Below are 19,042 nucleotides of genomic sequence, written 5' to 3'. Positions count from 1 at the left end.
TAGTCTGTTAAGAAGTAAAGTCTTCATATTCAAATGGATTGTCTTTACCACGGTTTGCGTGTCCATCAAGCGAGAATGCCCATGCTAAGTGCTTTAATTCAAGTGAGTCTGCATTCTCTTCAATTGCAAAGGACGATGCTTCCCGAATTAAAGAAGTGATGGTATCCATCAGTCCATTGGAAGCATAATAAAATCGTTCAGAAAAGTCTTCAGAATCAAGATTCGAATCCTGCTTAAATGGTAAGTTTCTGTCTATTTCTCGTAGAAGAGCTCTAAAGGCGCTTTTTTCCTTTTTCGTATTAAAACCGAAATGCTCTAGTTTTATGCGCCTTTTAAATCTTCTTGATAATTGTTCATTTGTACTCAAAACTGTTTCACTCTCCTTTAATCCGAATAAAACAACTGGCACATTTGTTTTATTAATTAAGGATTTGAACCAATCCGCGGTATCGTAAACGCTCTTTTTACTTGGTTTTAAAAAGTGTTGAAATTCGTCCAACATTATTAACTCAACGCCATTTTCTTCTATATATCGTGTTAACCGATGCGTTTTATTATTTAATGTCCCTGAATCAAACCTAAAATCACCCATTTGTTCTAAAAGTTGCTCAACAACAAATTTAGTCGATCCTGGGCTAGGTATACTAGCATGTAGTATTCGTTTCGTTGTAAGACTTTCCCCATGTATGATTTGGTCGAACCTGTCAGCATAATAATGGTAGATTGTAGTTTTGCCTGCGCCTGAATCACCTGTTATTAAAACAGATTTCGGATCAGCAGCTACCTTAGAAGACTCATGGCAATCCTTAATCATCTTTAATGCTTTTTTGAACTCCGGGTGAATAATTTTGAAATCTTTCAATTGTTTAAGTTTCTGTGCTTTAGTCATATCTTCATATATTTCTCTACTATTTTCATTCATTATATTTCGCTCCTATTTGCCGAAGTAACCCAAGTGTTTTAATCTTGAGTATCGGCTCGTTATATTTTTCTTTCTTGTATTGAATTGGTGTACCGGTCGAATTGTTACCTCGCATGATTCGATTACCTTATGCAACTTCCGTGTAGCGACTTCTTTAGAACCCATTAGATGATAATTTGATCCTTCTGTAAGTGGTGGGGTAACGATGCTATATACAAATCACTTAGCCTCTTTCATGTTAAAAAAGCTTGTCATAGCTTGTCTGCTCTCCTTGCATCTGCTTTCCACGAGCCTTTCTAAAATCCAGATATATCTGATGAAAAATCATCGTCATCGTCATCAAAAATCGGTGGTGCCACGTTTACTACTTTCTTTCTTTCCTCACCTTTTGTTTCTTTTGCCTTTTTAGACTTAGATACTTTCGGAGCAACTTGTTTTTCTTCTTTTTTGGAGATTTCCTTTTCGGGATTACCTCCTTTTAAGATTTGATTTGAACCAATGTCCTTGTGTCTTGCAGCTTTGGAACGGTCTCTGGTTTTGATGGAAACCCATGCGTTATCAACCCAGTCTTGTATCTCAACTTTCGTTTCCGCTAATTTATCATTGTCTACATCGTTGAACTTTTCTCGCGTTGCTTTTACTATTGATCGATGTGTATACGACTTGAGCCCTTTTGAATATTCTTGATCTGTACAAAGTGCTTCAATATATTTGTTGTTGAACTCGTCATATACATGAATTTTTGATACATCGTCCGGATTTATTTTAAATTCAATATTGGTATTTTCGTACTTTTGTACTAATTTGTTTTGTAAATCCTCATTCGGAGGCAATAGATAAAATAAATGGTTATGACGTACCCCCGACCTTTGTATCGTCCCACTACCTTTTGCACCTAAAATAATTTCCCAATCCGGCTTAAAGGAAAGAATTTGAGGTTGTACTAGACCTCTTGTTCCATTTCGCCATAATTCCTGCGGTTTTCCGTCAACACCTTTACGAGGGGCGATCACATAAAAATCTAACAACCATTTATGAAAAATTTTCAATAATAGTTTTAAACTAATAACTGCGTTTTTTTTAGGATCGTAATCTCCTCGTTTCAATATATTTGAAAAGCTTGTGCCTGGTTTACTATGAAGTAATTGTTGATTTATTGTCCTAAAATATCTTTCCACCTGTGCTTTACACCAAGGGTTTCTTGGCGGAGCGTGTTCCAACTTAATCCCCATTTGGAGACAAACATCTTTTAAAGAATTACTCCGAAATTCCTTTCCGTTATCAACAATCAATTGTTGAGGTAAACCATAAGCTAGCCATTCATTTTCGATTTCCGGATACAATTCTTTTACGTATGATTTAGTAGAAATTGCATGTTTTAGGGCATACATAACGGAAGTATAAGATGGATTTTCAAATCCCATATAAAATCCCAGTGGATAACCAGTAGCACAATCTAAAATCAAAGTGAAATATGGGCGCCCTATCGGTAAACCATTTTCTTCATCAACTACAAATAAATCGAGTTGCGTGTGATCGGCTTCCACTCGCTCTAGTGGATATTCAGCCTTTTTTTTCAAATTGACTTTGCCGTACTTATTAAAAGCATGGTGTATGCCGTGCTTTTCCTTGGCTGCTTGGAAGATGTCAACTTCTATCACTCTTCTTCTGACAGTCGATTTTGATGGACACTTTAATGGTACCAGTTCATTTTTAATTCTTTGCTTATTTTCTCTATTTATCTTTCCTTTTATGAGATACCAGAGTCCCTCGATAGATTCATTCTCGCGTTTTAAATAATGTTCCTGTATTACGTTTTCGAGTATTTCTTCTACTTTATTAGAGAACTGTTTTCCTACGGATCCACAACCTTCATAGTTTGATAACAATGAACGAATATCTTCTGAACTTTGTTTATATGCCTTAACCCATCTATAAATAGAAGCAATTGATCCGGGTTTATCCATGCTTTTCAGTTCCTCAACTCTTAGGGTAATATCTTTTTTAGATGGATTTTGTTTTGCTAGTATTGGTTTGATTGCTTCATATCTCTCTTTAGCCTGATTTTTCTCTTCCTCATTTAACATAGAAAAATCCGGAACCCTCGCACCTCTGATACCAGACTTACTAATTTCAATCGTATTACGTCCTTCTTCATGAAAACGTGCCCTACCTTGTTCTACTAACTTAACAATTTCCATACGGGTCATCATTCTCTCACCGCCAAAGGTTCTGTTTCTAAGTCGAAACTTATCACCCCCTTTTTCGTCAAGCAGGTTTTCTATAATATCGTAAACAACGTCGTCATTAGTAATAAATCGTTCTCCAACACCAGGTGTAGTTCTGACCATTAGATCTCCTCCAACAATTATTTGCGGTTTCCTTTTTATTACCAATTTCCTCCAACTAGGAATTTGTATTGTTACTATATACAACTTTCCTGAATAAATTACCCAATTGGTGAATAATGACATATTGCCCCAGTAAAATCGTCGTTTGATTAGTTGGAATCACTGGTGATCCCCTGCACAAGATTCATCATAGCGTATTTCCAAGAGCCAAATCATTGCCTAATTTTTGGTTAATATATTTAAATCAAAATATATTTTTCTTTAAACAAATACATCCCAATCAAACAAATTATTAAATTAAAAAATGTTTTTTTATAATCCCGACACTTAGTTGGTGCATTATAATAAACCCCTATTGATTTTAAGCAAATAAAAAGACGGGTTTATAAAACCCCGCCATTTTTTTCCAATATCGATACTATGTTTTTTTTATTGCTAGAAATCTATTGAAATCATGTAACTTCTCTCTAAATTCTTTCTTTGTTTCACTCGCGCAATATAAAATTGATGAATTAATTAACACCTCAACTTCATTAAGAATATCCTGATCAGTGAAATGGTGAGCGATATATTCTGGTAATGTTTCTTTCGATGTTGTAAGGATTAAGAGTTCTCTCCAGGTATGCGGAGATTTTATTTTCCCACCATCTAAAACATTTTTTGCCCCATTGTATGACATCTCGTCTATAGCAAGCAAATAAGCTTCGTAATATTTACCACTTGGGTACTTAGGGTCCTCCTTCATAAAATTTTTAACTATTTTTGTTACATCCTTTCTTTTTTTACGGATATCCAAATCACGATCTAATACTATGATCAGCTTATCTAAAAATAAATTGAATTCCTTCGGATTAGTTTTATGTAATTGAGTTATATAATTTCTTACTCGTTCGATATACACCTATTTTAAATTCCTCCTTTTGGCTTTCCTATTTTTATTAACCAAAAAGCTATATAATAAACAATTTTAGAGAAAAAGTTTATAAAAAAAATCACATGACATTTTTTAGCCATGTGATTTTTTCTTTAATTGCTTTTTTCTATAATAGTTTACCTTTTCTTCTACTTCATTTTTTTTCAACAAAAAGGTACGCGATATGGTTTTATTATAATTTGGTAGCTCTTCATTTCGAACCCACTTATTTACCAATCCTCTTCTTATACCAAACATTTCGGCAGCGTCTTTTGACTCAATGTATTCATCAATAAATGAACCGATTTCTTTTTTATTAAATAAATAAGTTTTACCATCAACCAGCGGTTTGATCAAACCAATTCCAATCATCTTTTTAACCATTCTTAAATCAACATTTAACAACTTTGCAACTTCCGTCAAATTATAATATTTATTCTCCGGTTTGTTTTTACTTAAACATTTCAATAATGCGTTTTCCTCAAAAATAAAATCTGTCAACTGTGGTTCCTTTTTGTATGAAACAGCTTTTAATTCCCCTTTTATCAATGATGTAACGATCAGCTCTATTGTGACGCCGTGGCATCGATATTTATTTATTATTTCGTTAAATTTTATACAGTAATTGGTTTCATCAACATGATTATTTGAAAGACTTAGGATTTTTTTCACATCATCGATTTTAAGCAATTCCCCTTTTAATAACGGATTCTTGTAGCATTTTAATACTTTTTTATTAACTAATCGTCTTAATGATTCAATCGAAACACCTAACATTTTAGCGGCTTGTTTTTTTCTAATTAAATTAGAAGATTGATTTTTATACCAATTGATTTTAACCATCTGATCGGATTTTATAACGAATTGCTTTAATCCGCCAAAATTTATTTCCCGTACCTCAATAGAATTACTATATAATAAATTTTCCACTTCATCGCGAGTTAAGATTCCGGTCTTTATTAAATCGCCTTTCGTACAATAACTTTTTTTAAATACTTTCTGTAATTCTTGGCGATAGTTTAAATAGCTTTTTGATATTTCCCCTTTTTTTGCTTTGTTTTTCCAATAGTCATTATAGGCATGCTTTATTGGCAGAAATTTTAGGTTTATAAATAATTCTTCAAAATTACGTCTATGTCTCTTTCTTTTGTCAAAGTTGCCTTTATTCGAGAAATCATCTAATAGTCTATGAAAATTAACTGGAAAATCTTTATAAACCCAATAAACATTCCCAAGCGCAATCGCAAAATCATAATTGCTTATTTCTTGCTGCTGTACTTTACCAATAAATACAGATATTTTCCCGTCATAATCCGGTAAATAGCTTTCTAAATTCGATAATAAGAATAGGGTTTTGTGTGCAAGCTCTATTAAGTCATTAAACGAGTATTTCATTGCTATTTCATTACGATTTATAAAATGAGATAGGTATCGTTGAAGGATTTTTTGCGAACGATAAATGGGGGAGCTTACCTTGAGAGTATTAAGTGGTGTATCCAATAAGGAAAAATTACAATTTATACATTTTCCGTTTACCAGTGACAACATCGAAACAGGGTTTTTGCAACTCATACAACAATCAGCCAAAAACGTTTTATGCTGTAAACAAACAGTAACGGTATTTAAATTCCATATTATTTTGTTATGGTATTGATCAGTAATACATTTAGGACAAAATTTAAAGCCCCTTTTAAAATACAGAAATCTAGCAAATTGTGATTCGATTTTTTCATCAAAATAATTCTGTGTTTTATTCGTAAAATCATCCTCATTCTTCAATGTAATTTCTGCAATTTTTTTTATTTGATTTCGCGAAAAGTTATTTCTGTCCACTTTAAACAATTTTGCATCAATTTCTCGAGATATAGCTGCTACTGTTGCATAATTATTTGCCTTTGTTATTCTATAAAAAAAACTCACTAGACTTTCATATTTCATCATAGCCGGACGGTTTAGTAATACTTTCATTTTATCACCTTCTTTATAGTTATCGATATCATTTTTTATGTTTGTAATTATAAACATACTTTAAAGGTTTTATTCACTACACGGTTAATCATTTCGTGAATTGCTTTTATTTTCAATAGTCTAAGGTGAATAATAGGTAACCAATGTATAGACCAAACAATATTCTTTTGTTTTGAAATACATCCATCTATTCCCAGTCCACCTTGATTTGCTTAGAAAAAATAGACCAGGATTACGAAGGGTAAAACAACTAATAGTATCTTTGTAATATTCAATGTAGCATAACAAAAATCTATTAATTATTTGCTGGCTCATGGTATAATTTGATTAGGTGATGAAATTGATAAAAGTTACAGGAGAAACTCAATTATTCTTTAATTCTGATAAGATATCAGTTGAATTAATACAAAGAAGATTAAACGATGAATTTGAAAAGTACAATATAATAGCACATAAGATTTCCAATCAAAACCATCTACTTCATATTAAATTCGTGATGACCATGAAAAAAAAGAATAATTCTAATCTGGATTATTACTCCAGACGAGCAAAAATTGAATTTCAAAAAAAGTTCCCTATGATTGTGGAAGCCCATGTTTTTTCTATAGATGAAATTTCGTACTCATACTTAGAAAAAAAGAAACCAGTTCAGGATGTTAAAGATGTCATGGTTACATACATTAACACTCCCAACAACCAAAGTTAATATCTCGTAAAAAGACGAAGAGGTACTGTAACCTCTTCGTTTACTTATATCCTATGAGTTTTTACTATACGTCCTGTTTCCTAATATCAATAACCCTGGATAGAATCCTCTATCTCTCTAGGGAACTTTTCCTTTTGAACCCACGCCAAATCCTTTGAAGTCAAATCAAACCATTCTCCCTTGAAACGTTTATCGCCAAAATATCGGTGGAAAAGGTTTTCTGTTTTATGATAGTTCTCGCTTCTAATTAAATGTATGATAATAAATTCATATGGCATCATTGTACCAAAATCATTTTGTATACGTTGTTCCGGATTTTTTGCCTTTCCAATTTTAATTCGATGATTACCTGACTCCCTAACAAAATAAACATATCCACTATCGAGCCCTTTTGAATCAAATCGCTGGCTTATCGGCTTTAATTGATGCCATTCTTGTACAGTATTTTGTTCACCGCTACTAGCAGCTAATTGCCTATAAACTTTATAAATAAATAACACAATAATCGCAATACTGATCAAGTATAATAATTCCATTTTATAACTCCTTACTAAAAAGGACTTGTGGTGAATAGACCCGATTTAATGGATAAAATCCACTTCTCTTTTTAAAAGTTACCATATGGCGGTGACGCTCTATCGTACGCTTAGGGCACCTTTTCTGTTGATGCCGCTTACGTTCTATAAGAGATGAAAGTATTGGAAGATGATTTTCATACGTACCTGTTACGCCATTTATAAAAATACTGTGGCATGGTAACACTGCAAATAGATCATTCGTGATCTTATTTAAGCAACTATAAACATAAGACTCATACAGCTCGTATCGTTTTGTCTTAGGCATATCATGATAGCGTACGTTTCCCCGTTTGGTTACTTTCTCAATACGACTAGGGATCATTTTTTCAAGGGTGTGTAGATAGACATCACATTCGATTATATTTGCGTTGTGAACATGCAAACTGTATGCTTCTGCAATTTGGGGTCGCTTATGAAAAGTGGCATGTGTTTTCACAACCTCTCTCCATGATTCTTGATCACCTTCTAACATACTTTTAACTAAAGGATACTGTTGTTCCCAATTCCTATAAAGTGAACAATCCACTTTACTCCCTCTCTTTTTATTAAATCGTAAGTATGTTGTAACAATTTTACTTAAACCTATTTTTCTTGGGATAAAAGACGGATTATAATTCAATTCTTTTTCAACCCAAACTTTCTCATTTGGTCCAAGCTCATTCTTTGAAAAAGGTTCAACTGCTTCCTTTTCCCATTCAATAGAGGGACATTCTTCAAAATGAAATGCCTTTAATTCGTCAAATTTTGCCTGTTGTCGATACGTTATTTTATATGACATTATAGTTCACCCATAATAGTATTTACTACATCATATAAAAGTATGTAATATAAATTTTTTCAATTATTACTATGAAGCCAATTATTAGTTCGCTAATGTAACTGCACTCAGCTTTTTTATGAGTAGTGTTTTGTCAGAAAAAAATACCATGAAATCTTTAATATGTTTGATTGGGTTTCTATTTATCTGAATATGAGATTTCATTAACTGAAAAAGCAAGTGCTGCAACTATCATAGGAAATTTCCTTAGAAATTATGGCTATTAAATTTGGAGATAATCCAACAAGATAACAATCATTCTTTTCTCTATGTTCATAATGAATCGAATTTGTAGCAGATGCTAACAATCACAATACCTTGTTCATGGTATATTTAATATCCAGTGTTAGCAGAGCAGTAAGCATGAAGCAGATAATCGAAAAGATAATCCAGTAAATGTATTGACGGTCGGGATCCCAGCCAACGGCAATTAACACATTGTAACGGTGTAAAACAAAGCGCATTTTTGCAAAGTTATTATTTATTTTGTCTTTACGTTCGTTTACCATAGTTCCCTCTAACAATCCATCTGGAATTATCACATTTAAGTCATTCGTATACAACAAATCCTACACTCCTACCTGACATGCTTCAATATTCAAGAAAAATTAGTATATTTCCTCTAATTTCCTTAATTATTAACATAATATTTACAATTCCAAACAAAAACTCCAAATCTTTTGATATAATAAAGTATTATATTGTTAAAAATAAATATAAAATTAATAAAATATAGTAGGTGATTTTTTGTCAAGAACGATTCTCTATTACAATATTTATCTAACAAGAAATGGTATTAAAACCTCTGTCCCAGTTCAATCGTTAATTGATGTGATTTACCCAATGGATGATATGGGAAAGTTTTGGAACCAGAAAAAATTATCCTTGCTACACCTAAAACTTATTGATACGGAACATCCATTAAATTCTTTAAACCGGTCGATTGCATTAGCAAAGTACAGAGAAACATACAAGCCATACACTGGTAGGATTGGGACTAACATGGCAAGACCAATTGAGGATGATGTGATTGAGTTTACAAATTGCTTTTTTATTGGTCAGTTTAAACAAATAGCAATTGAGTATAATCATATTGGAAGCCGCCCGAATGAAATTGTTGAATATCTTTCCTCATTTTTACCAAAACAACCTCAAAACTTTTGGGATATTTTGCTAGAGCCAATCGAAACACGTGTAGGACTAACAGATATCAGACAATCCAGTAAAATTTACAGTATCGAACTTTCGATTGACTGTACTAGGGATGTTGACAATACCTTTGAAACAGATAGTTTTTTTGGTAGCTTTATAGATAAAACCAGAGAAAGCCATCAAGAATTTGGTGCGAATGTTGCTACAATTAAATTTGGTAATGGAAGAAAAAGAATCGACGTAATTGAAGCGCAACAGTTGGTCAGACTTTTAACCCATTTAAATATTGAAGATGAGATTTTTGCTTCTGTAAGGGTAGATTACCATTCTCCTAATACCGGAAGACGGGAAAAAGTTGATTTAAAGAATCAAAATATCTTAAAAAGCGTAATCTTGGAAGGAGATGCAGCTACAGGATATGAGTACATTCTCGATCAAATGGAATCTAAATTTAATATTGATAATAGACCTGGCAACACCGCTTATCAGCAATTCGAAGATGAAGTGGAATATGCAGAACTTCCTGAAATAACACCCCACACCCTTCCAGAAGAAGCTGAAGCAGGTGCCTAAGATGAAAGGGCGCAATTGTAATGGACAAAATAAAAACGCTTGATAAACTATATTTATTTTATGAGAAGTATTTTAATAATATTGTTGTATTAGTGGTTTTTATTGGATCAAACATATTTTATTGGTTAAATCATTTTAATATAGGTAGTGGTGAAAATATTACTACATTTTTGGCAGAACGTATTTTGGCACCCAGAGAAAGTATTTTAGTCACAGTGGCTACTGTTTTCTTAGGAATATACTTTACGGTTTTCTCTATATTGGGGACAATAAAAGCGGAATCAACTTTAGGAACGATTCCTAAAAAGAATTTCTTTAAGTTGATTACTTTTATTAAAAATGCTTTTTTGTTTGCCTTTTCCTATTTATTTTATACAATTTTTTATCCATGGTTAGCTGAACAACTTGTCTCCTACCCAAAGCAGTTATTGAATTTGTTTTTAATTATTTTATTTCTATATATGTTTTTATCGGCTTTGAAAGTTGGATTAGCCTTGTTCGTTGTATTTAGAAAAGATCTTTCAAACTTGCATGAATCAATCGAAAAGCAAAAATTAGAAACAAAAAAACAAAGAGAAATTTTTCTAAGACTTGAAAATTTCCTGAATGAAAAAGATGAAATTAAGGATAGAAATAGAGCCATTATTATGAATGAAATAGCCAAAAGAAAAAACCCTAAATAGTGATGTCAAAAAATTGAGGGATTCCGGCTTCTTATCACAAAACCTAAAATTTGAACTATAAAATACAATTATTAAAAATAGTACAGTACAGTTCAAAACTGGACTGTGCTGTATTTATTTAATTCCCTATTATCTTGTTCAACTAAAGCACCCTGAGGAACAAGAAGCCTATATTATGTGTGCAGTAAATGTAACTAAATTCGTATAATAAATTGCACCATATTTAGCAATAAATATTACATTTATCATTTAAGGATTAAAAACAACCTTCTTGCTCATTCAAGCTTTAGGACAAAAAAGTGACAGTTTTTTAAGAGTATCAATTCTTCTTCGGTAAGGGTTCGCAGATGACACACTTGGTTTCTAGCTTGTATTAGCTTGATTAACTGACTTATACCAGGCTTATTAAATCTTGAATTAAATACAGGGTTATTGATAAGGTGGTTTACTAGATCAAAATAGCTTGAGGTATGTAAGTTAATTGGCGGTCTTACAAAGTTTATCCAGGACAGACCATAGTATAAATAGTTAGTTTTACTAATAAATTTCCTTAAGCTATTTTCAATTTCGTATAACATACGATAAGATAAGCTCATTTTATCAATGATAGTGAAATGTTGCCATAGACACAGTATTTTTATGGAGATAAAGCAAGTCATTTCGAACGTAAAGAACAAGCGTGGAATTGAGTCCTGATTATAGTTTTTTTTTGAAAACTTTTTTTAAATATATGCCACCTTTTTACCTTTTGATTCGATTATAGGAGTAAGGAGGGATTTTATAATGAAAAAAAGATTACCAGGGCATTTAGTTGGGTTCGATGAATTGCAGGAGATGTTGGATTACGATAAAGAATATTTTGCTAATGGCGGGATGTCTGAACGGGTAATAGATTACCATTCAGACTGGGAAAGTGAGTTTCAAGAAGAGATATGCCAGAAAATGTTAGAGGAAGATCCAGAAGCAGATAAGGATTAACAGAAAGGTTTGTACAAAGCCTCGTGGGAGAGGCTTCTTTATCGACTTAAAAATAAGGCTCTGTTAAAGTTTAATGTTGATTTGTACTATGAATAAACTGACTTCCAATTATATGGAAGTCAGTTTCGTTGTTACTAATGCCTTCTTTAACTGACGTCAGCAATAGGGAAGTATTTTCTTTGTTTACCTTCTTATAATTTAAACAACCCTGCTACAATAGTTGAATAAGAAATCCCTTCTTTATTGAAGTAAAGCACCCTAGTTTAAGTGGAAAATTTTCACAATCACATATTTTATTACAGAAAATGGTTCATTCCCATCTATACGTCTCATATTCTAAAGGATATAACTTACTAGTCCATCTTAATCCAGAAAGCTCTGGGAGAAGGTCTCTATGGTGACCCCAATTCAATATATGTACACTCTGGAGTTCGGTATCTGGAAGAGAGGATATACTTTTTGAATTATAAGCAGGCTTGTGAACATAAATTAATAATCGTTCAGCTAAATCAATTTCCTTCGACCATATTTCTTCTGATGGGATGGTTGGACCGTGTAATTTACCAATGTATATTTTTGTATTATTGGAATCGTTGGTGTCTATCCAATTCTCTTGAGAAATTCTTTTGCCGAGTGTTTGGCAATCTGCTTTACCGATGTACAGCAATACGTCACTACCGTAAATTGGGTGCTTTCCATAAATCTGATAGATTCCATAATCTGTTTCTTCGTTCTTTAAAGTAGGGAGGTCTATTAATTTAAAGGACCCTTCCCATTGTATTTGAATTAAATGAGTTTTAGCGACTTCCATTAAGAATTACACCTTTCCATCTTTTTAATGAACAATCGTGCTTTGTTAATTTAAGTACATTTGTCCACATGTTTATTTTAACATAAAATTCCAATGGTTCTTCAAATGTAAAAATAAGGTCGCCGTAAACGACGATCCCTTGATTTCAAGTTCTTAAATCGGAAAATAGTTAATTCCTATTAGAAAACAAGGCATCCCTTCACTAGGAATTGCCTTGTTTTAATACGTCATACACATATTCACCGACTGCTTGTTCAAGTTGTTTACGGAATATTTCATCTCCTAAGATTTTACCGTAGAAATCCTGGTTCTTATCATATCCATCCACAACATAACCCTCAAATTTCCGTTGAAACCCTAAGATAAAATCATCAAAAGGATTATTTTCTGCCTGTGTACGAAGCGAATCATCTTTTGTTGCTATATCAACGATTTGCTGCATATTTAACTTTTCATGTTTGCCAAAATCGGTTCCATTTTTCGTATTAAGCCGATCCAAAATAGCTGTTAACGGATCTTTTGGTGGATCTTCATTTGCCCGACCACCTGCAACCTTAACAGAAACCGTGTAGTCCTCATCGTCTTCACCTAGTGAAATATTCTCATCGTTTTTCTTTTTAAGTGAATAATATTCAAGCACCACTTTGTCCTCTAAATCCACTTTAGTGCCTTTTTTCAGAGCCACCTTTTTCAGGAAGTAACGCAGGTAGACAAATAATTTATGCAGCTCGATGTCTTCGAACGGCGTAATTTGTAATACAAGCATATAGATGCTATTGAATTTTCGTGCTTTACTAACAAAGTCACGTTGTTCTTCTTCTGTTAATTCATCATAGCGCTTCTTTGCTGAATCAATATAGTTATTGGATAACTCTGTATCCCGTTTGGTTTGTTTTTCTTTATAAATAATGTCTACAAATTTATCCACTTCTTCATCACGCAAAATCATATAATCCTTTATTTCCTGTTGGACACTATACAATTCGTTTGGATCGATATCTCCTTCTAGAACTGCTTCCTCATAATAGGGCTCAAATGACTTTCGTATGTCTTCTGGATCATTTACAAAATCCAATATAAAAGTGTTTTCTTTACCTGCATACGTGCGATTTAGGCGCGATAATGTCTGAACTGCTTTTAACCCTGTTAATTTTTTGTCTACAAACATCGTATGTAGTTTCGGTTGGTCAAAGCCAGTTTGATACTTTTCTGCTACAAGTAACACTTGGTAATCATCGCTATCAAACTTTTTGGTTAATTGTTTTTCTGAGAACCCATTCATGCCAGGTTCCGTATATTCATTACCTTTATTTTTTACTTCCCCCGAAAAAGCAACGAGCGCTTTCAAGTCCTTGTAGCCTTTTTTCTTGATATAAGCGTCAAATGCTAATTTATAGCGGACCGCATGCAGGCGGGAAGCTGTAACAACCATCGCTTTTGCCTGACCGTTTAATTGTTTTTTAGTAATTCTTCGGTAATGCTCCACAATGATTTCTGTTTTCTGATCAATGTTATGCGGATGCAAGCTGACAAAGCGAGCAATGGCTTTGGTTGCTTTGGCACTTTCAAATTCTGGATCTTCTTCAATCTTTTTAGCTACTTTATAATACATTTTATACGTCAAGTAATTTTTCAACACATCTAAGATAAAACGTTCTTGTATGGCTTGTTTCATGCTATAGAGATGAAACGGGTGCGGTTTGCCTTCATCATCTTCTGTGCCAAACATTTTTAATGTGCTACCTTTAGGAGTCGCTGTAAACGCGAAAAAGCTAATGTTTGGTTGTTTGCCCACACGTGAAAGTTCATCTAGGATTTTTTCTTCCGCATCTGTTTCATTTTCTTCTGCTTCCTGGTCTTGTTGTTGTGCTTCTTCCAGCGTCAAGCTTGTTGTAAGTGCTGCCATGTTCTTGCCGCTAGTGGATGAGTGTGCTTCATCAATGATAATTCCATAATTCTTATGTTTTAATGCTCCAAGTTTATCTAATACGTAAGGGAATTTTTGAATGGTTGTGATGATAATCTTTGTGCCTTTATTTAATGATTCCGCTAGCTGATTTGAATCTTCTTCAATTTTTGCAACCATTCCTGCCTTACGCTCTAATTGATAAATAGCTTTTTGTAGTTGCTTGTCCAGCACTTTTCTGTCCGTTACAACAATGACACCCTCAAAGATCGAATTGTTATTTTCATCGTGCAATGTCGCTAAACGATGTGACAACCATGAAATGGAGTTCGTCTTTCCGCTGCCAGCACTGTGTTGAATCAGATAGGACTGCCCTGAACCAAAATCCTTGGCATGCGTTAAAACCTTTCTAACCGCATCATGTTGATGATAACGAGGGAATATTAATATTTCCTTCTGTTTGATTTTTCCTTCATCATCTTCCTCTTCTTCTACTTGCAAATAGACAAACTTATCCAAGATCTCTAATACATTATCTCGTGTTAATACATCTTCCCATACATAATGGGTTTTCAATTTTCCTTCGACAGATGGATTGCCTTTCCCACCATTGTCCCCTTTGTTAAATGGTAAGAAAAAAGATTTCGTACCATTCAATTTTGTGGTCATCGAAGCTTCGTTTGTATCCATAGCAAAACAGGCGATCACACGTTGTTTAAAACGGAACAACTTGTCTTTACCGCTTCTGTCGTGTTTCCATTGATGTTCCCCGTCCCGTATGTCTTGACCCGTAAATTCATTCTTAAGTTCAAATGCTAACACAGGTAATCCATTCAAAAATAAAACAAGATCGATCCGTTCTCCTTCTTTATGTGTGAGCTCTTCCGTAACCGAGAGACGGTTTTTATTATAGAGTGCTATTAGATCTTTGTTTAGAGTCGTAGGTGGTTGAAAATAAGCCAAATGAAGAGTCACACCATAATCCTTCATTCCGTTCCGCAGTACATCGACCATCCCACGGCTCTTTAGCTCATTATCCAATCGAAATAATATCTTTTGCTTGTATTGCCCTTTATAAATTTCTTTTAATTTATTTAAGGCTTTTTCTTGGGTGTCTTCCAGAAATAAAAATAATTGCGTTTCATCTACTGCATACTGGCGGTTATAATCTTTATTCGTTCCTTCGATATAGCCGTTTTCAGCAGTCAAGTATTCCTTGACCACTGTTTGAAACGCACGTTCCTTCAAAACATTAGGGGTTAAAATCATTTTTCCACCTCCAGGTCGCTTTCAGTGTAATTTCGTACGTCAATTCTCCCTGTTACCGCTTCGTATATGAGCGATTCCATATAAGACTTAAGTTCTTTAATTAGTTGTTTATTTCTAAGAATTAGGTTATTAATATTTGAACATTTATCGTCTAAGAATGTGGATATTTGTATTTGTTCATCTTCCGGAGGTATCAATACAGGAAGTTTCTTCAATAAATCCTGATTTAAAGAAGCTCTTGTGACTAAATTCATTTCTTTAGCAAAATACTTTCTGTGCATTTGACTTCTAAAGTAATACTTTGAGTAGTCTGGTATTAAGCCATTTTTGGTTGGTCTAAATCTAATTAGAAAGCCTGCAAAAGTAGCTAAATCAATCGTTTCTAAGCAGGTAGATGTTATTCCGATTTCGTCAATTGTTTCAGATGTTCTTGTGAAAAATACGTCACCTTTCTTAACAGAATAGATATTCCTATCAGACCGAGAAGAGTTTACTAAACCAGAGACTTCCTTAGGCAGTTCCATACTTTTGTACACATCTCCGTAACTCAGAAAAGGAAAACCAAAGCCAAAGTCGTTTGAAGATTTGCTAATTCCATTTTGTAAATATCCTAAAAAACCCAATCTTTTTATATTCCAATGAGTTGGAACCTTACCAATCCATTCTATACCACTGTCTCCCATTACTGCACCAGGATCAAGTCCCTTTGTTACAGTTTCCGTAATAAGAGATTGACAATATTGAACAAGAGTTTTAATTTGCTTTTCTTTAGAATCGATAACCTGCTGGATTTCAGAATATTTCTCATCTAAAAATGAGGATATCTTTTCTTGTTCCTCGAAACTTGGAAGCGGTACTACAAATGATCCAAACTTGTCTTTAGTCAAATGCGTCATTGTAGATCCATGGGTATCTTTCTGCATTTCATGTATAAAACATTTAGATAACCACAAGTAAAAGTCCTTTGTAACTAACTTTGGGTTCGGTAATACTTTGAAAATATGTTGGTTTAACAAAGCTTCTTCGTCATCCCACAAAAATACACCTAAACTAGCTGACCACGATAATAATATATCCCCGCTTCTAACTATGTACTTATCATCTATTTTCCCGTTGTAGTAATTAAAAACTGCATTTTTATTAGTCAAATTTTGAATTCTAATTATTTTTCTACCCTCTCCCACCCAATCCGATGGTTTAAAAGCGTATCCATTAATATAATTACCAATATACTTCACTTTTGATATTTCCCAATGTTGGGGTATTTTTCCCAACCATTCAATATCAGTATTTCTATACTGATCGTATAGATTGTAACTCATTATATTAGCACCTTCTTTAACAAATCATTAACACTTTCTTCAAGTTCAACTACCCTTTGTTTTAGAATTCGGGAGCTTTCACGTTTCACATTTTTATAAAAATAACGTGTTATAGGAATGTTATAACCAATTTTTTCTTTACTATTATCAATCCACGCATTATGAACATGCGGTAATACTTCACGCTCAAAATATTCAACTTTGTTTTCCTTTAAAGGTACAATTTCTGTATCACGAAGTGTCGGATCTGATTCTATTTGACCTTTGCTTTTTTTACAAACATCTGCAGTTTCATCACGTTCTGATAAGCCCATATAAATCGCTTTCCATAGTCCCGCATTTACTTCAGGGAGACTTTTGAACAGCGGTTTCAAGACCTTCATGAACTCTTCACGATTTTTGTACACTTTATCAGAAATATTTTGATTAAGTATGGTAACTATTGCTTCTTGTAATTCTTTACCAGCGTCATATTTCTCTATTTTTTTTACATCAGTTGGCTTTTGATTCTTTTTAAGGCTTAATTCCATGTATGTTTCTTCATCGTACAATTTCGCAAAAGTTGACTCAGTATACAAGCCATCTATTCGATCTGCAGATATCATAAAATTCAACTGTAAAGGCTGTTCAACTGTGATTTTGCGAAAGCCAAATTCTTCATTATCAAAAATTTTACTGTATTCATTTTCTTTGAAATCACCGTAAATTCGTGTGAGTTCATCAATTTGAGACGCCGTAATTTCGTTACGTTTATTACCAAGACTCTTTCGCATTTTTTCGTAAAAATCGGTTGCATCAACCAATTGTACTTTCCCTTTACGAATCGCACCTTTTGCCAAATCATCATTTTTGCGATTGGACAAAATCCAAATATACGTTGAAATACCTGTGTTATAGAAAAGTTGATTCGGAAGTGCAACAATACCTTCTAATAAATCCTCTTCCATAATCCAACGACGAATTTCGCTTTCTGCACTACCTGCATCACCTGTGAATAGAGGAGAGCCGTTGAAAATGATCGCCATACGACTTCCCTTTTCATCGCGTTTCATTTTCGAAACCATATGTTGCAAAAACAATAAAGAACCATCTGACGTACGCGGAAGACCAGCGCCGAAGCGTCCTTCTTTTCCCTTTTCATCATGCTCTTCCTGAATATCATCACGAAAATGTTTCCAGTCCACACCAAACGGAGGATTCATCAAGGCATAACGCACCTGTAAGTCTTTATGACCATCCGTATTGGTTAAGGAGTTACCGAAGGCAATATGTCCAGCGTCTTGCCCTTTAATGAGCAAATCAGCACAGGCTATCGCATACGATTTTGGATTGAGTTCTTGACCAAACACCTCGACTTGAGAATTCGGATTTAACTCGTTAATAAACTGCGTTGCTTCTGACAACATACCTCCCGTACCACAAGCAAAATCCCCTACTTGCGTGATTTTACCTTCTTGCATTAACTCTGATTGATCTTCGTTTAAAATAAGGTTCACCATTAGTTTGATAACTTCGCGTGGTGTATAGTGATCCCCAGCTTCGGCGTTCTCAGAAAAACGACGGATTAATTCTTCGAAAATATATCCCATTTGCATGTTAGACACTGTTGAAACACTCAAATCCATACTTGCAAACAACTGGATGACACTATACAGCAAATTATGCTCATCCAATGTTTTGATTTCGCCTTCAAAATCAAATCGTTCAAATATAAGACGAACATTAGAAGAAAAACCTTGTATGTAATTACGTAAATTGTCTGCGATATTATCAGGGTCTTTTAATAACGTCTGAAAGTCAAAAGGACTTGTGTTATTAAAGTCATAGCCTGTTATTTTGTTTAAAATAGCATCATGTTTCACTGATTTTGCTTTTTCTAATACATCTTTTTTTGTTGGTTCTAACAAACTATCAAATCGACGCAATACACTCAACGGTAGAATAACATCGCGATATTCCTCTTTTGCATATGGACCTCGTAATATTTTTGCGTTTTTCCATATAAAATTAACATATTCATTGTTTTTTAAAATTTCCATATCAACACCACCTATAAAATTATTTATAATTATTATATATTCATAATTCAAATT

General features: G+C 33.5%; 16 protein-coding genes. 4 read left to right on the top strand and 12 right to left on the bottom strand.

The window, feature by feature from the left end; translation table 11 throughout:
* Positions 1–7: 7 nt before the first annotated feature.
* The 5 genes from ACOI1D_RS07975 to ACOI1D_RS07955 form a co-directional block, all read right to left on the bottom strand.
* Entirely contained in the window at positions 8–922 is a 915-nt protein-coding gene (locus ACOI1D_RS07975) for a TniB family NTP-binding protein (protein ID WP_422500692.1), read from the bottom strand.
* Positions 915–1,037, bottom strand: coding sequence for a hypothetical protein (locus tag ACOI1D_RS07970; protein ID WP_422500690.1), 123 nt, complete (start codon positions 1,035–1,037; stop codon positions 915–917). The genes ACOI1D_RS07975 and ACOI1D_RS07970 overlap by 8 nt, the downstream gene beginning before the upstream one ends.
* Before the next feature lie 181 nt (positions 1,038–1,218).
* Positions 1,219–3,273, bottom strand: a complete 2,055-nt coding sequence (locus tag ACOI1D_RS07965; RefSeq protein WP_422500689.1) for a transposase — start codon at positions 3,271–3,273, stop codon at positions 1,219–1,221.
* A 418-nt stretch (positions 3,274–3,691) separates the two neighbouring features.
* Positions 3,692–4,174 (bottom strand): hypothetical protein, encoded by a 483-nt coding sequence (locus tag ACOI1D_RS07960; protein ID WP_422500688.1) that lies wholly within the window; start codon positions 4,172–4,174, stop codon positions 3,692–3,694.
* Between the two features lie 105 nt (positions 4,175–4,279).
* Entirely contained in the window at positions 4,280–6,154 is a 1,875-nt protein-coding gene (locus ACOI1D_RS07955) for a TniQ family protein (protein ID WP_422500686.1), read from the bottom strand.
* 340 nt (positions 6,155–6,494) lie between these two features.
* On the opposite strand from ACOI1D_RS07955, the gene ACOI1D_RS07950 reads away from it, so the two are divergent.
* Complete coding sequence (locus ACOI1D_RS07950) at positions 6,495–6,860, top strand: hypothetical protein (protein WP_422500685.1); 366 nt, start codon at positions 6,495–6,497, stop codon at positions 6,858–6,860.
* 86 nt (positions 6,861–6,946) lie between these two features.
* Here ACOI1D_RS07950 and ACOI1D_RS07945 read toward each other — a convergent pair whose 3' ends face one another.
* From ACOI1D_RS07945 to ACOI1D_RS07935, 3 genes are all read right to left on the bottom strand, one after another.
* Complete coding sequence (locus tag ACOI1D_RS07945) at positions 6,947–7,396, bottom strand: GIY-YIG nuclease family protein (protein WP_422500684.1); 450 nt, start codon at positions 7,394–7,396, stop codon at positions 6,947–6,949.
* A gap of 1 nt (position 7,397) precedes the next feature.
* Positions 7,398–8,216 carry a hypothetical protein gene (locus ACOI1D_RS07940; RefSeq protein ID WP_422500682.1) on the bottom strand — a complete coding sequence of 273 codons (819 nt, stop codon included), beginning with the start codon at positions 8,214–8,216 and terminating at the stop codon, positions 7,398–7,400.
* A 347-nt stretch (positions 8,217–8,563) separates the two neighbouring features.
* Positions 8,564–8,821, bottom strand: a complete 258-nt coding sequence (locus ACOI1D_RS07935) for a hypothetical protein (protein WP_422500680.1) — start codon at positions 8,819–8,821, stop codon at positions 8,564–8,566.
* 181 nt (positions 8,822–9,002) lie between these two features.
* Between ACOI1D_RS07935 and ACOI1D_RS07930 the strand changes: the two genes are divergently transcribed.
* The 3 genes from ACOI1D_RS07930 to ACOI1D_RS07920 all read left to right on the top strand — a co-directional run bounded on the left by ACOI1D_RS07930 (position 9,003) and on the right by ACOI1D_RS07920 (position 11,641).
* Positions 9,003–9,980 carry a DUF6731 family protein gene (locus ACOI1D_RS07930; RefSeq protein WP_422500678.1) on the top strand — a complete coding sequence of 326 codons (978 nt, stop codon included), beginning with the start codon at positions 9,003–9,005 and terminating at the stop codon, positions 9,978–9,980.
* A gap of 20 nt (positions 9,981–10,000) precedes the next feature.
* The gene (locus ACOI1D_RS07925) at positions 10,001–10,663 is read left to right on the top strand and encodes a hypothetical protein (RefSeq protein WP_422500677.1); all 663 of its coding nucleotides are present in this window, start codon (positions 10,001–10,003) and stop codon (positions 10,661–10,663) included.
* Between the two features lie 783 nt (positions 10,664–11,446).
* Entirely contained in the window at positions 11,447–11,641 is a 195-nt protein-coding gene (locus tag ACOI1D_RS07920; protein ID WP_422500675.1) for a hypothetical protein, read from the top strand.
* A gap of 310 nt (positions 11,642–11,951) precedes the next feature.
* Here the strand turns inward: ACOI1D_RS07920 and ACOI1D_RS07915 are convergent, their stop codons facing one another.
* The 4 genes from ACOI1D_RS07915 to ACOI1D_RS07900 form a co-directional block, all read right to left on the bottom strand.
* A complete protein-coding gene (locus ACOI1D_RS07915) occupies positions 11,952–12,452 on the bottom strand; it encodes a hypothetical protein (RefSeq protein WP_422500674.1) in 501 nt (166 codons plus the stop codon).
* Positions 12,453–12,654: 202 nt separating this feature from the next.
* Complete coding sequence (locus ACOI1D_RS07910; protein WP_422500672.1) at positions 12,655–15,627, bottom strand: type I restriction endonuclease subunit R; 2,973 nt, start codon at positions 15,625–15,627, stop codon at positions 12,655–12,657.
* A complete protein-coding gene (locus tag ACOI1D_RS07905) occupies positions 15,624–16,949 on the bottom strand; it encodes a restriction endonuclease subunit S (protein ID WP_422500671.1) in 1,326 nt (441 codons plus the stop codon). The genes ACOI1D_RS07910 and ACOI1D_RS07905 overlap by 4 nt, the downstream gene beginning before the upstream one ends.
* On the bottom strand, positions 16,949–18,988 hold the full coding sequence (locus ACOI1D_RS07900; RefSeq protein WP_422500669.1) for a type I restriction-modification system subunit M: 2,040 nt from the start codon (positions 18,986–18,988) through the stop codon (positions 16,949–16,951). Before ACOI1D_RS07900 ends, ACOI1D_RS07905 begins: the two co-directional genes overlap by 1 nt.
* Positions 18,989–19,042 lie beyond the last annotated feature (54 nt).

This window comes from Virgibacillus sp. DJP39, assembly GCF_049310925.1.
GTDB lineage: Bacteria > Bacillota > Bacilli > Bacillales > Amphibacillaceae > Virgibacillus_F.
Note: the sequence above shows the minus strand (reverse complement) of the source record. Positions and strands in the feature narration are given on the sequence as shown.